At 44.1% G+C, this 13,602-nt stretch carries 14 protein-coding genes, 1 other RNA gene and 2 pseudogenes; 14 read left to right on the top strand and 3 right to left on the bottom strand.

Annotation, left to right across the window (positions count from 1 at the left end):
* The 4 genes and pseudogenes from WC259_RS05625 to WC259_RS05610 form a co-directional block, all read left to right on the top strand.
* Positions 1-348: pseudogene (locus WC259_RS05625) on the top strand (recombinase family protein); the annotation flags it as partial.
* A 272-nt stretch (positions 349-620) separates the two neighbouring features.
* Entirely contained in the window at positions 621-2,177 is a 1,557-nt protein-coding gene (locus tag WC259_RS05620; RefSeq protein WP_372643529.1) for a reductive dehalogenase, read from the top strand.
* A gap of 40 nt (positions 2,178-2,217) precedes the next feature.
* Positions 2,218-2,499, top strand: coding sequence for a hypothetical protein (locus WC259_RS05615; RefSeq protein ID WP_012882534.1), 282 nt, complete (start codon positions 2,218-2,220; stop codon positions 2,497-2,499).
* 172 nt (positions 2,500-2,671) lie between these two features.
* A complete protein-coding gene (locus WC259_RS05610) occupies positions 2,672-3,841 on the top strand; it encodes a 4Fe-4S binding protein (RefSeq protein WP_012882533.1) in 1,170 nt (389 codons plus the stop codon).
* Between the two features lie 361 nt (positions 3,842-4,202).
* Here the strand turns inward: WC259_RS05610 and WC259_RS05605 are convergent, their stop codons facing one another.
* Entirely contained in the window at positions 4,203-4,940 is a 738-nt protein-coding gene (locus tag WC259_RS05605) for a rubredoxin (protein ID WP_012984513.1), read from the bottom strand.
* Between the two features lie 147 nt (positions 4,941-5,087).
* On the opposite strand from WC259_RS05605, the gene WC259_RS05600 reads away from it, so the two are divergent.
* From WC259_RS05600 to WC259_RS05570, 7 genes and pseudogenes are all read left to right on the top strand, one after another.
* Positions 5,088-7,193 (top strand): DUF3631 domain-containing protein, encoded by a 2,106-nt coding sequence (locus tag WC259_RS05600; protein WP_012882531.1) that lies wholly within the window; start codon positions 5,088-5,090, stop codon positions 7,191-7,193.
* A complete protein-coding gene (locus WC259_RS05595) occupies positions 7,181-7,912 on the top strand; it encodes a hypothetical protein (RefSeq protein WP_012882530.1) in 732 nt (243 codons plus the stop codon). The genes WC259_RS05600 and WC259_RS05595 overlap by 13 nt, the downstream gene beginning before the upstream one ends.
* The gene (locus WC259_RS05590; RefSeq protein ID WP_012882529.1) at positions 7,913-8,548 is read left to right on the top strand and encodes a ParB/RepB/Spo0J family partition protein; all 636 of its coding nucleotides are present in this window, start codon (positions 7,913-7,915) and stop codon (positions 8,546-8,548) included.
* A gap of 259 nt (positions 8,549-8,807) precedes the next feature.
* A complete protein-coding gene (locus tag WC259_RS05585; protein ID WP_012882528.1) occupies positions 8,808-9,263 on the top strand; it encodes a hypothetical protein in 456 nt (151 codons plus the stop codon).
* Positions 9,260-9,862: a recombinase family protein gene (locus tag WC259_RS05580; protein ID WP_012882527.1), complete on the top strand. Its 603-nt coding sequence runs from the start codon at positions 9,260-9,262 to the stop codon at positions 9,860-9,862. Before WC259_RS05585 ends, WC259_RS05580 begins: the two co-directional genes overlap by 4 nt.
* 3 nt (positions 9,863-9,865) lie before the next feature.
* Positions 9,866-10,045 (top strand): hypothetical protein, encoded by a 180-nt coding sequence (locus WC259_RS05575; protein ID WP_012984511.1) that lies wholly within the window; start codon positions 9,866-9,868, stop codon positions 10,043-10,045.
* A pseudogene (locus tag WC259_RS05570) lies at positions 10,017-11,129 on the top strand (recombinase family protein); the annotation flags it as partial. The gene WC259_RS05575 and the pseudogene WC259_RS05570, both read left to right, overlap by 29 nt.
* Before the next feature lie 496 nt (positions 11,130-11,625).
* Here the strand turns inward: WC259_RS05570 and ssrA are convergent.
* Together ssrA and smpB are read right to left on the bottom strand one after the other, a co-directional pair.
* Positions 11,626-11,977: a transfer-messenger RNA gene (gene ssrA / locus WC259_RS05565) on the bottom strand.
* Positions 11,978-11,991: 14 nt separating this feature from the next.
* Positions 11,992-12,510 (bottom strand): SsrA-binding protein SmpB, encoded by a 519-nt coding sequence (smpB, locus tag WC259_RS05560; protein WP_011309845.1) that lies wholly within the window; start codon positions 12,508-12,510, stop codon positions 11,992-11,994.
* 74 nt (positions 12,511-12,584) lie between these two features.
* On the opposite strand from smpB, the gene WC259_RS05555 reads away from it, so the two are divergent.
* From WC259_RS05555 to WC259_RS05545, 3 genes are all read left to right on the top strand, one after another.
* A complete protein-coding gene (locus tag WC259_RS05555) occupies positions 12,585-13,010 on the top strand; it encodes a transcriptional repressor (protein ID WP_012034211.1) in 426 nt (141 codons plus the stop codon).
* Between the two features lie 39 nt (positions 13,011-13,049).
* Entirely contained in the window at positions 13,050-13,295 is a 246-nt protein-coding gene (locus WC259_RS05550; RefSeq protein ID WP_011309843.1) for a FeoA family protein, read from the top strand.
* A partial coding sequence (locus tag WC259_RS05545) for a FeoB small GTPase domain-containing protein (RefSeq protein ID WP_372643521.1) occupies positions 13,292-13,602 on the top strand: 311 nt, incomplete at its 3' end. The genes WC259_RS05550 and WC259_RS05545, both read left to right, overlap by 4 nt.

Genomic DNA, 13,602 nt, shown 5'->3' with positions numbered 1-13,602 from the left:
TCACTGGTAGTACCCGACTATGATGCCTCTGAACAGGCTGGGAAACTCATCCAGAATCTGCCTGTACTCTGGGGTAAAGCTAACCTTACTGAACAGAGAAAGATACTCCTGACCATGCTGGACGGGGTGTATGTGGATGTGAAACAGAGCCGCTCGGTGATTGCAGTTAAGGTGAAGCCGCCCTTTAAACCCATTTTTCAGGTGGCGGTATCAAAGAAGGAATCCAGAATACGTATCTTAAACGAGCCTTTGGGTACTTCACCCGCCGGCTCGTCCGTGTTTCTGGTGGAGACGGGGGAGGGTTGGACTCTCCCTGAAACAATGGTGATGGGGTTTGCAGGATGTTAAGATGCAAAAATAACTGTAGTTTTTATTATTTAAAGTAACTCGTGTTCGATATGTAGTAAATTAGCAAAGACTAGTACTTAAGTATTAATACTTAAGTACATTTATTTTATATATCTTTGCGTATTTTGTGCAATTGACATTACTATATAAAATGCTAGAATATAAATAATCAACTGTGTATTTGTACTGAGGAAACGCTTATGGATATTTGGCGTTCAGGAAAGACTGAATGGCTCTAGGGAAAGACCTAAATATATCTTTAGGATAAATTTATGAGTAAATTTCATAAAACGATTAGCCGCCGAGATTTCATGAAAGGACTAGGATTAGCCGGGGGCGGTATTGGTGTTGCGGCGTCAGCTCCGGTTTTTCATGACATTGATGAATTTGTTTCAAGCGAAGCAAATTCTACTAAAGATCAACCTTGGTACGTTAAGCATCGAGAGCATTTTGACCCTACGATTACAGTTGACTGGGATATTTTTGATAGATATGACGGGTATCAGCATAAGGGTGTCTATGAAGGCCCTCCAGATGCTCCCTTTACATCATGGGGCAATAGGCTTCAGATGAGAATGTCAGGTGAAGAGCAAAAGAAGCGAATTTTGGCCGCTAAAAAAGAGAGGTTCCCTGGTTGGGACGGTGGGTTACACGGGAGAGGGGATCAGCGGGCGGATGCACTATTTTACGCAGTAACTCAACCATTTCCTGGTAGTGGTGAGGAAGGGCACGGACTATTCCAACCTTATCCTGATCAACCCGGTAAGTTTTACGCGAGATGGGGTTTGTATGGTCCGCCACATGATTCAGCGCCACCTGATGGGAGCGTACCAAAATGGGAGGGTACTCCAGAAGACAATTTTCTAATGCTGAGGGCAGCTGCAAAATATTTTGGTGCTGGTGGCGTTGGTGCTCTTAACCTGGCAGATCCCAAATGCAAAAAACTAATATATAAGAAAGCTCAGCCGATGACTCTAGGAAAAGGAACATACAGTGAAATAGGTGGACCAGGAATGATCGATGCAAAATTTTATCCCAAGGTTCCTGACCATGCCGTACCTATTAACTTTAAGGAAGCGGATTATAGCTACTACAATGATGCAGAGTGGGTTATTCCAACAAAGTGTGAATCCATTTTCACTTTCACCCTACCTCAACCACAAGAACTCAATAAGAGGACGGGTGGTATAGCAGGTGCTGGATCATATACTGTATACAAAGATTTCGCTAGGGTAGGCACTTTAGTCCAAATGTTTATTAAGAATCTAGGTTATCACGCTTTATATTGGCCAATTGGATGGGGACCGGGTGGTTGCTTTACCACTTTTGACGGGCAAGGTGAACAGGGTAGAACAGGTGCTGCTATCCATTGGAAGTTTGGTTCTTCACAACGTGGTTCTGACAGAGTAGTAACTGATTTACCGATAGCTCCTACCCCGCCAATTGATGCAGGTATGTTTGAGTTTTGCAAAACCTGTTATATATGCCGTGACGTTTGCGTCTCTGGGGGTGTGCACCAAGAAGACGAACCAACTTGGGATTCAGGTAATTGGTGGAATGTACAAGGATATCTCGGCTACCGAACGGATTGGAGTGGTTGCCATAACCAGTGCGGTATGTGTCAATCCTCCTGCCCTTTTACTTATTTAGGTTTGGAAAATGCTTCATTAGTGCACAAAATAGTAAAAGGTGTTGTTGCTAACACGACTGTTTTTAATAGTTTTTTTACCAATATGGAGAAAGCATTAGGATATGGTGATTTAACCATGGAAAATTCTAACTGGTGGAAAGAAGAAGGACCGATATACGGCTTTGATCCCGGTACTTAGAAATAGATACTAAATTCGATAGAAAATAAAGGAAATTGAAATGGATGCTATATATTTTTTCTTAACAATTGCATTAGCAGTTGGACTAACTATGCTATTTACCTGGTTTAAAAAGAATAATATCACTTTAAAGTGGAATGAGTGGGTACTTGGCATATTGGGGCTGTTACTAGCTTTGTTTGCTATTCAACACACATATGCCAGTGCTACATATGAATTTGAATATACGTCAGCATGGATAGTGGGCGTCATAGTGTTATTGTTAGCTGTAGTACCGTTGTTATTTGCGGCAAGATCAGTAAGACGCAGGGTAGACAAATAACGGGTATCTTTAAGTAGATAAGGTAGTAAGTCGCTTGGGTTGCACGCTTAATAAAGCAATCAAGAGCTATTTCATAAAAGTTAACCCCCGAGTTGTATTACCCGTGGCAACTCGGGGGATTATAGTTTTCTTTTATGTGCAAATATAACGAGAAAATGGATACAAATAGACAGTGAAGAAGTTTATTATTGCAATTATTGCGCTGGTCTTATTGGGCGCCGGCATATATGGAAATACCGGCGGCGATCAAGATATTGATGCGTATCTAGCTGAAGCTTTACCTGAAGCGCAAGAGTTTTCTCTTTTGCTTGAAGGTTCGAACGGGGACAACTATTTATATGGCGGATATGATGCTAATATATTAGGTTATGTTGCTGTATCAGAAGGCTATGGTTATGGTGGCCCTCTTACGGTTGTTACAACCTATAGTACAGATGGCACAATCGCAGCAATAACCGTTCCTAAAAACAAAGAGAGTGAAGTTTGGTTTGATACCCTCTATCAATACGGATTCTTTGAACAATATATCGGGCTAAATTACTGTGTACCATTAACCCTTGGTGAAGATGTAGATGCAATATCAGGTGCCACCATATCTTCAAACGGCGTTGCTGTCGGTGTGCAAAACGGCAGACAGGTATTATCAGAATACTTGGGGAACCCTTATCCGCAGGAAAAAGAAAGCATCAACTTCGGATTCGGAGAAATCTTACTTATAATTGGACTTTTAGGTACCATTGCGCTAAGAAATGTACCTATATTAAAACGCATTAAATGGCGTCGTTACATAACACTTGGTTACGGACTGGTATTCTTAGGCATTATTCTTTCTCGCCCACTTAGCCTTACCAACTTCACAACTTGGATCGTGGGAATAGCCCCACATCTACAGACTACTTTATTTATATATATACTGGTTTTTAGCATATTAGGCATCGCTATCTTTTTTGGTAAAAATATATATTGCTTCTGGCTTTGTCCATTTGCAGCCGTTCAAGAAGTTGCCTATTCAGTTGGGCGTGGCGGTATCAAGCCAAGCTCAAAACTAAGTAAACGTCTAAAACCAGTAAGATATATTGTTTTATTGTTTGCAGTATTTATGGTACTAGCAACCGGTGACCCTTCAGTATCTGTTTTTGAACCATGGGCAACACTATTCGCAATGTCTGGTCCTGCCGTAGATTGGGTTCTTTTAATTGCCACGCTTTTATTCAGTGCCCTTATCTATAACTTTTGGTGTTCCTATTTGTGTCCGGTTGGGGCGGTAATGGATCTCACTTTGAAAGCGCGCAAGTTATTTCTTAGAACTTGGAGTAAAAAGATTAATGCAAAACAAAAATAGTTTTAGCAAAAAAGATATCTTTATAGTAATTGCAGTATTTATAGTATTCATTCTTAGTATTACTACAATCACCCTCAAAGTATTTTGACCATTTTGTTGTTTGTTATGAAAACAAGTGACTACAGTGAATTATCTTTCCTTTTTGCAAAATAAGATGAAGATATTCAAAACATTCTATTTATTATCTAAATTTCACTGCCTTTTCACCTTTACAAACCATATGGTTTCGGAAGGGCTCATTTCTTAAAGGTTTTGTTCGTAGATATTACCTGATTTTGAGGGTATGGTTTCGGAAGACATTCCAAGCTTTGAATAAACTTAAACCACTCAAAAAGGGCGCGGCACTATTATGATAGGTCAACTATTCACCCATTCTTTTAAACTGTTCTTTGCCCCGACTGCAAGCAGGACAAGCCCAACTATCAGGTAGATCTTCGAAAGGGGTATTTGGTTCTATGCCCTGTGAAGAGTCACCCTCCATAGGGCTATAACGTTTCTCACAAAATCCGCATTCATACGAATTCTCCATATCTTCCCACGTACTTTTGTTTCTCCTGCGTATCTCCTCCCAATATAGTTTCTCATTTGTGTTACCATCCCATGGACGCATCGCTTCCATAATTTCAATATTCGTCCTGGCTTCGGTATCATCAAATTCTAATATTCTCTTCTCATATTTCAGAAGGGCTTCGGCTTTTTCATATGGGATTTCTCTATCTACAAGGTTTCGCCTTAGTTTCCCATAGACATTGCATATTTCGTGCTCTCCTCTCTCATGATGCTTCCTCCAATCACCTAAGATGTCTGGTGCCACTTCATCAGGAACACCCCATTTCGTCAGCATTAGGGTGTCAAGATGTTCTGGAGATGCCTTGCATATTTCAATCTTATCCTTCTTTTCATAGCTTTTTCTACTACTTGTAGGTACACCAGCTTCTATGCAATACCTTCTAACTGTTGTATCTGAAATAGATACTCCAAATTCTTGTTCCACTTTATAGCATATCACCTTGTTATCGTCTCTTGGATCTTGACTCCCAAGATGTACAACGTATTTCTTAATTTTCTCTCTATCCTTATGGCGTTCCCCTCTTTTCACTAAAAATCCTCCAAAAGTGCCGAAAAAACATAAAAAAACATCTTTTTTACATTTGAAAATGTTCTTTCGACATAATGACGGCACCGAAAGTACCGTGCTTAGATTGAGTATAGCAATTGTTACCAGCATATATCCAGAGTGAATTTTATGATTGAAAAACTAAACGAAACAAAAAAACATCTTGAAAAAGTATCAGGTCCGGACAAAAACGGCTGGTACACTTCACTCTGCCCTTTTCACAATGATCAAACCACCCCAAACTTGAGATTTACCGAAAACGGTTTCTATTGCCTGGCTTGTGGCGAGAAGGGCAGTCTCTCCAAATTAGCTAACAAGCTTGGGGTATCCTTTTATCCTGATTCATCAACTAGTCACAACAAGAAGATATCCTCTATTTACGACTATAGAGACGAAAATAGCAAGCTCCTCTTCCAAGTGGTTCGCTACACGCCCAAAGCCTTCAATCAGAGACACCCTAATGGCAAAGGAGGCTGGATATACAATCTTAAAGGCGTCGCTCCAACCCCCTATCGACTTCCTGAACTCCTTAAAGCCCCGCTTGATGAGCTTATCTTTATTACCGAAGGAGAAAAGGGCGTCGAATCACTCATAGAACACGGCTTGACAGCTACCTGTTCGCCTATGGGGGCAGGTAAATGGCGAGGTGAGTATTCTTACTACTTCACCTCCAGAAAAGCCGTTTTACTTCCCGATAATGATGAACCGGGCAGGCGCCACGCCGAGCAAGTTGCTTCTTCTCTTTATCCTATTGCTAAAGAAGTGAAGATAGTAAGTCTTCCGGATCTAAACGAAAAAGAGGATGTCTACGACTGGTTTGCAGGCGGTGGAACTAAAGGGAAGCTTTTTGAGCTTGTATTGAATACACTTCCCTATACGCCGCCTGATCAAGCAGACCTTTCCTCACTCCTTGATGATATCTCCATCTTTATCAGAAGATATGTTGTACTTTCATCTGACCAGTTAGTAGCCGTTACCTTGTGGGTAGTGCACACCTATCTGATAGATCATGCCGATACTACACCTTATCTCAATATTCACTCAGCTGAAAAGAGGTCAGGCAAAACAAGGCTGCTCGAAGTTCTAGAAGTGTTGGTAGCAAGTCCCTGGCTTACCGGGAGGGTAACTTCCGCGGTACTTGCCCGTAAGATCGATGCCGAATGCCCGACACTGCTCCTTGATGAGTCAGATGCCGCTTTCAAAGGCGAAAAGGAATATTCAGAAACACTCAGGGGAATACTAAACAGCGGTTACCGCAGGGGAGGCAAGTCTTCCATATGCGTGGGTAAAGGCGCCGATATAGGTTATAAAGACCTTTCTACCTTTTGCCCTAAGGCTATAGCCGGTATAGGCAAGCTTCCCTCAACTATTGCTGATAGGAGCATACCTGTGCTCCTAAAGCGCAAAATAGATAAAGAAAAGACAGAGAAGTTCCGCTTAAGAAGGGCATGGAAAGAGGCAGAGGATTTAAGAGAACGCCTAGAGCTTTGCCGTGCTTTGAAGCTTACGGGTGAAGAAATCGTTATCCCTGAAGAGCTTGATGACAGGGCTGCCGATTGTTGTGAGCCTCTACTTGTTATTGCATGTTCCGCAGGGAAAGAATGGTTCGGTAAGGCGACTGGAGCACTTACTAACCTTATGACAGGGGAAGAGAGACAGGACGACTCTCTCAATGTCCAGCTATTATCAGATATAAGAGAGATACTGGAAAATGAAGGTTTAGACAGGATATCTTCTTCTGCCTTAACTGACTCACTCAAAGGTAGGGAAGAATCCCCCTGGAGCGAGCACGGCGGCATCAACCTCTCCCAGCGGAAACTCTCAAAGATGCTTAAGCCCTACGGCATAAAGAGCAAGCCGATACGCTCCGGAATTGATGTCTACAAGGGGTACCAGAAAGACGATTTTAGTGACGCTTTTAACCGTTATCTCTCTATAAACCCGCATCTAAGAGTTACATCGGTTACAACTAGCTTTGAGCCAAACGTAAAAGAAGTACCTGTTTTATCCGTTACAAATACCTTAAAAACAGCAAATGTAACCGATAATCCCCAAAGCTACGCCAATCGTAATGTAACCGATGTAACGGATAAAAGTCGAAACAAGAGGAAAAGAGCTGTTTTCCCACTGCTTCCTTACTCTCTTTCAAAGCAGTGGCAGGAGGCTTTCGACTTCGAAAAAGTGAAGGTAACTTGGGGCACTGAACATGAAGAGGACCTAAGATGTGCAAACTAGAGGGTGAAGACACAAATACAACATGCGCCGTTGGTGTAACGGAAAGCACGGCATCCAGCCGGGATGCAAGACGCGGTTTGAGGCCGACGGCGGCGCTCCAATCTCTCAGAGTAAAACCTATTCCCTTTACCGCAGCCAAAAGGATCCTAGAACGTAATCATTATCTACACTCCATGCCAGGTGGAACAAAGCTGGCCTTCGGGGTTTTCTTTGAAGGAAGGCTTGAAGGGGCAATCACCTTCGGATCAGGTCCGGCTAATGCCTACAAGATGGTTAGTGAGGCGTCTCCTTCCGACTGCCTGACGCTCTCAAGGCTATGGTTATCCGACTCTCTTCCTTCCAACTCGGAGTCAAGGGTACTGGGAGTAACACTTCGGGCACTAAGAAAACACACAAAGACTAAGTTTGTCATAAGCTATGCCGACCCGTCACAAGGGCATCTCGGCACTATTTACCAGGCAACGGGCTGGGTATATACCGGGCTTTCCCTGGCAATGCCGATGTTTGATATTGGCGACGGTAAACCGAGGCATTCAAGAAGCTTAAGCCACAGCTTCGGAAGCCACTCAATAAAACACTTTAACTCCCACGGGGTAGAGGTACGGGTAATACCGCAATCCCACAAGCACCGCTACTTTTACTTTTTGGATAAGGAGTATAAGGGAAGGCTTAGGGTAGAACCCAAGTCGTACCCCAAAAAGAAAGGAGAGAACGGCTAGATGAAGACTGTATACATTGAACTGGAAAAGCTTAAAGAAGCACCCTGGAACCCCAACCGTATGGATGAAAAGGGTATCGAGAGGCTCAAGAACAGCCTTGAAAGGTACGGGTTGGTAGGGCCGTTAGTGGTGAGGAGCACAGTCGAGTCCTTTTATGAAGTTTTATCCGGCAACCAACGCCTTAAGGTGCTTAAGGAGACAGGGTGGAGGAGTGCACCCTGCATTGTTCTTAATCTTAACGATACCGAGGCGATGTTACTCGCCCAAGCCTTAAATGATCTAAAGGGTGAAGACGACCAAGCACTGAAAGGAGCACTCTTAAAGAAGGTGTTATCTGAAGTATCTGAGAATGAAGTGCTTTCGATACTCCCTGAAACCACTAGCAGTTTAAACTCTTTATCCCAAATAGACGAAGGGGATTTGGCTGGCCACTTAAAAGCTTGGGAAGAAGTACAAAGTGCCAAGCTTAACCATATGCAGCTTCAGTTTACTCGTCCGCAGCTTGATCTGGTAAGGGAAGCACTAAGTTCCATTATGCCGGTGGCTAAAGGGTCTAAGCAGGATAACCCTAATACAAGGAGCACCGCTATCTTCCTACTCTGCAAATTCTATCTGGATAGGAGGGAGGAAGAATGAATGACGTAAAGTGCCCGATATGTTTTAAGACACTATCAGTGCGTATGGCAAGGGGGAGGAGATCCAATAAGCCGTTTATACTGCTGGTTTGTCCTGAGGATGGGAGACATTTCCGTGCCTTTATCTCGGATCAAGGCTATATCTCCAAGGTAATAGCGGAGAGGGGTTTAGCTTAGAAAGGGTAGCGAGGGTGGTGAGGACTCTTAAGGCGAAAAAACATATGTATGTTGTTGTACAACAGTCAAAGGAGGAATTCTAAATGAAAGAGGATGTAAGAGAGACAATAGAAGCAGCAAGGGAAATGACGGGGGCAAGGAATATCCTGGCAGTCTTCCAAACTGCCTATGTTATGGCGCTTGAAGGGACGACCAGGGCTTCTGCCGGGGAGATATCGGCAAGAGAGAAAAAGGAATTTGATATGGATATAACTCCTTCTAACGTGGGGCAGGCTTTCTGTGCTATCGGCATAAAATCAGTAGTGTCACACGGCAAGGTCAGATACGTGCTTAACACCGGTGAGCTGGAGAAGATATGCAAGGTGGCAGAAGAGAACTGCAAAGAAATGGCAGACAAAATGGAGGAAGCCCTTGATGTTTATAAAAACCTAAACGATAGGGTGCTGGGGCTTTTAGAGCGTTTGCGGGATGTGCTTGACCTGACCAGTGAGGAAAGGGAACTCGAAATGAAACTAAAGAGATTAGAGGAAGACTATTGATAACAGCTCTCTATGCCAGAGTAATCGGAGGAGGCAAAACAGAAAGCCTTGACAGGCAACTTACTTTGCTTAGACGCTATGCCAAAGGAAAAGGTTATAAGGTCTATAAGGAATATGCAGATCTTGCGCCGGTAAGTGGATTAAGAAAGAGAAAGGCTTGGGCGAGGCTTCTTGAAGACGGAAGGGAGGGACGTTTTAAGCTTCTCATTATTTCAAATATTGTAACTGCTTTTTATTCTGTTACTCATATGAAGAGATCTCTTCTCCAATTTAGAGAATGGGGCGTAGGCGTCATATCTATTTCCGATCCATGGCTTGATACAACTAAGAGCGATAATCCTTATGAGATAGCTTCCTCCCTTTCCCGATTTGCAAAAGGGCTTGCAGGTGAGAATAGGCTTATCGGTTCCGAGAAAAGCAGGAATTCAGGGCTCAAAACAGGGAGACCAAGGGTAACAGATAGGGAAGGTTTTAATGAGAGTTTTGGAGATATTTTGGAGCGTCTTGGAAAAGGAGAACTCTCAAGATGTAAAGCAGCCAAAGAACTGGGAGTCGGTTATGCCACTTTAAAGAGGCTTCTTGACGAGGAGAAGGGATAAAAAATGAGTGCTGGGGAGGGGAAAGAGTTGTTGACGAGTATACAAGAGGGGTATACAATGCCCGCCAACTCTTGTGAGGATGAGGTTGAAAAGCTCATGACAAATGAATTTATTAAAACACTTGCCGAGGTATCGATAGCAGTTGCCTCAAGGGATGCAGGGAAGGGACATGATGACAGGTGAGGCAAAGAGGGCGGTTGCATACCTTAGGGTATCTTCAGTATCACAGATAGACGGGCACTCGCTTGATGCCCAAGAGAGATTATTTAAGGAACTCTGTAAGAACAGGGGCTGGGAAATAATCCGTATCTACCGTGAAGAAGGCAGATCTGCCCATGTAGAGGATATCCATAAGAGGCCTATCTTCAAAGATCTCCTGGGAGACGCCAAGAAGGGAATGTTTGACGTAGTTGTCGTCCATACCCTGGACCGCTGGTCACGCAACTTAAAAGTAACCATAGAATCTTTGAACTTGTTAGGTAAATATAATGTTGGGCTTGCCTCCATAGTTGAGAGTTTGGATTACTCCAACCCTCAAGGAATGCTGTCGCTTCACATGCTTGGGGCCTTTGCACAGTACTTCAGCGAATCCTTGAGCACCCATATAAAGAAGGGGATAGAGCAGAGAGCAGTGGAGGGTAAGCGCAACGGAGCTGTGCCTTTTGGATATGAGTCATGCTGGGAGAAAGAGGAAAATGGAGAGAAGAAGAGGAGATGCAATCCAGAACACCCGGGAGGAGTGCATATCCACCGCAGAGAAGGTAAGGCAGTTAAGGAGCTTTACAAGCGTTATGCTGCAGGGACTGTTACCTTATCAGAGCTTGCTTCATGGCTTAATGATGAGGGCTTCCGAACCCGTAATACCAAAAAGATAGAGGATGCCTGTGGTAACTTAACCACAGGACCAAAACTGTTTACCGGGGCTTCGGTAAGGTTTATTCTGCATAATCCTTTCTACATGGGAAAGATAAAGCATAGGGATAAGTTGCTTCCTGGAGTACATAAACCACTAGTCACTAAGAAGCTCTTTGACTTAGTACAAGATACCCTTAAGAAGAACTCGGGCAGATCTTCAACACTTTGTCCTAAATCTAATAGAGAATACCTGCTTAAAGGACTTGCCAGGTGTGCTTATTGCGGTATGCCAATGTGGGCTCAGACTTATCATAATGGCGGAAGGTATTACCGGGAGCACAGGGCGTCAAGAAGCATTGAGCAGTGCGTTGCCCACGGGGGCACCATCCCTTGTGAGGTAGTAGACAGGCAGATGATAGAACTGGTTAGTGCCATAGAGCTTAAAGAATCGTGGCTTGAAGAAGTGCTATCTGTTATCAGTTTAAAAGATGAAGTGGATAGGGTAACCAAAGAAAGGGAACAGGTTAACATTAAACTTAAGCGTATGGCTAAGGCTTATATAGACGGACTTATATCAGATGATGAATACAATAGGCAGAAGAAGGTATATGGGTTGGCACTAGAGTCATTGGTAGTTTCTGACTATAATGCTTCCGAGGAAGCGGGTAAGCTTATCATGAACCTCCTCTCTTTATGGGATAAGGCTACATTATCAGAACAAAGAAAGCTTCTTCTCACCATGCTTGATGCCGTGTATATAGACTTTAAGAAGAGCAAGTCTATTATAGCGGTTAAACCGAAACCACCTTTTAAGCCTATCTTTCAGGTGGCTGTATCCAAGAAGGATTCTAAGATACGTATCTTAAATGAGCCGTTTGGCAAGGGGCCTATTGGCTCATCATTGTTCTTGGTGGAGACGGGGGAGGGTCGAACTCCCCGTCCAGAAAAGGTGGCCCAGGATCTACTACAGGATTATCCGTCTATTTAATCTTGTCTGGCTAGCTTTTGCCGGCCTAATTTAGCCAAACCAGCCGATATTTCTTTCGTTCCCCTCATCGGCGTTGGGGAAACGGCACCTCAACTAATCGGCACCCAAACCTGACCCGTTGAGGTGGGGCCAAGCAGGATGTGCTGTCTTATTTAGCCAGCAAGAACGAGTTCACGTTCGCCAGTTGTTTTTTGCCACCTGTTTAATGAGGTGGATGGCACCTCAGCCTGCAATCCAGTAGCCTACCTTCCCTGTCGAAACCACGCGTCCCCATAAAAATTGGTAACTAGCGGCGGAAATTGCGGTATTTGACCTCCCGCTCAAGTTCGCGTTCGGTGTCCCGCTTGGTTACGGTATCCCTTTTGTCATAGAGCTTCTTACCCCGCCCCAGTGACAGCTCTACCTTGGCAATATCGTTTTTAAGGTAAATACGAACCGGTATCAGTGTCAGCCCTTTTTCTTTGACCTTTGACATGAGCAGGGCTATTTCCTTGCGGTGCATCAGCAGTTTGCGTTCCCGCATTGGTTCATGGCTGGTATGTCCGCTGCACTCGTAGGCTGAAATATGGGCATTTACCAGCCAGAGTTCGCCCCTCTGGGGCTTTACATAGGCATCTCCCATGTTTACTCTGCCGCTTCGGAGGGATTTTATCTCCGTGCCCAGCAGCATTATCCCGGCTTCGTATTTTTCTTCCAGGAAATAGTTGTGAAATGCCTTGCGGTTAGTTGTCAGGGTTACGTATTCTGCCATATGTATTATATCATACCCCAGACGCAGATTGCTTACAATCCGGGCATAATGCATTGGCGCTTGACAGAGAGTATCCCCTGTCATATACTAATAACAGTAATCATTACTGATAACAAGGGAGCAGAGAGATGACTAGTTCTCTACCCGGGAATATCCAAATTGGCACACGTGCCAGCCGCCAGCGTCAGGCTGTGCTGGAGGTTTTATCTAGAGCCAAGGGGCATATGCCCGCGGTGGATATTTATCAGAAAGTGCAGAAGAAATTCCCCCGGGTTAGCCTGGGGACTATCTACCGCAACTTAAAAACCCTTAAGGAAGCCGGGCTTATAGAGGAAATCCATCTGGATGAGCATACCCACTACTACGAAATAAAGACCGGTGGTGAGCATTATCATTTACTTTGTTTGGGTTGCGGCAAGGTGGTGGAGTTCAAGTATCCGCTGGAATATATATTGAGCAATGTGCCTGAAGCCAGCGGTTTTCGGGTTTTGAATACAGACCTGCGTTTCAGCGGTTATTGTGCCAGCTGCTCTAAAAATGAAGATTCCCGGTAAATTTAGCACAGAAATTATAAGATATAGACAAGGATACATATGGCTCAAGAAATAGTTTCTTTAACAAACCTGAAAAATGGCATCCGTGCCCGGGTGTGCAGCATAGAGGGCGGCACAGCGGTTAATAACCGTCTGGCAGCTTTGGGGCTTAGGCCGGGCAAGGAATTGACCAAAATCAGCGCTATGTCATTTAAAGGACCGGTTACCGTAAAGGTTGACGGCACCCAGCTGGCCATGGGGCATGGCATGGCTTCCAAAGTAATGGTGGAAGTTACCGGTATATGAAAAAGGTCTTGCTTTTTGGCAACCCTAATGTGGGTAAAAGTGTGGTCTTTACCCGCCTGACCGGTGTCCAAACCATGTCTGCTAATTATCCCGGTACTACGGTCACCTTTAGCCGCGGCCAGATGAAGCTGGGTGATGAAATTGCCGAGGTTATAGATGTGCCCGGTTCTTATACCCTTGAGCCTACCTGCGAAGCGGAAACCGTGGCCAGACGGATGCTGGACGAAGTGGCGGCTGACAAAGAGGGTGAAGTAATTATCCTGAATGTGATAGATGCCACCAATCTGGAAAGAAATCTGTATCTTAC

The sequence above is a fragment of the Dehalococcoides sp. genome (assembly GCF_041654235.1).
Taxonomy (GTDB): domain Bacteria; phylum Chloroflexota; class Dehalococcoidia; order Dehalococcoidales; family Dehalococcoidaceae; genus Dehalococcoides; species Dehalococcoides mccartyi_B.
The sequence above is the reverse complement of the archived record's forward strand: the minus strand, read 5'-3'. Positions and strand labels throughout refer to the sequence as shown.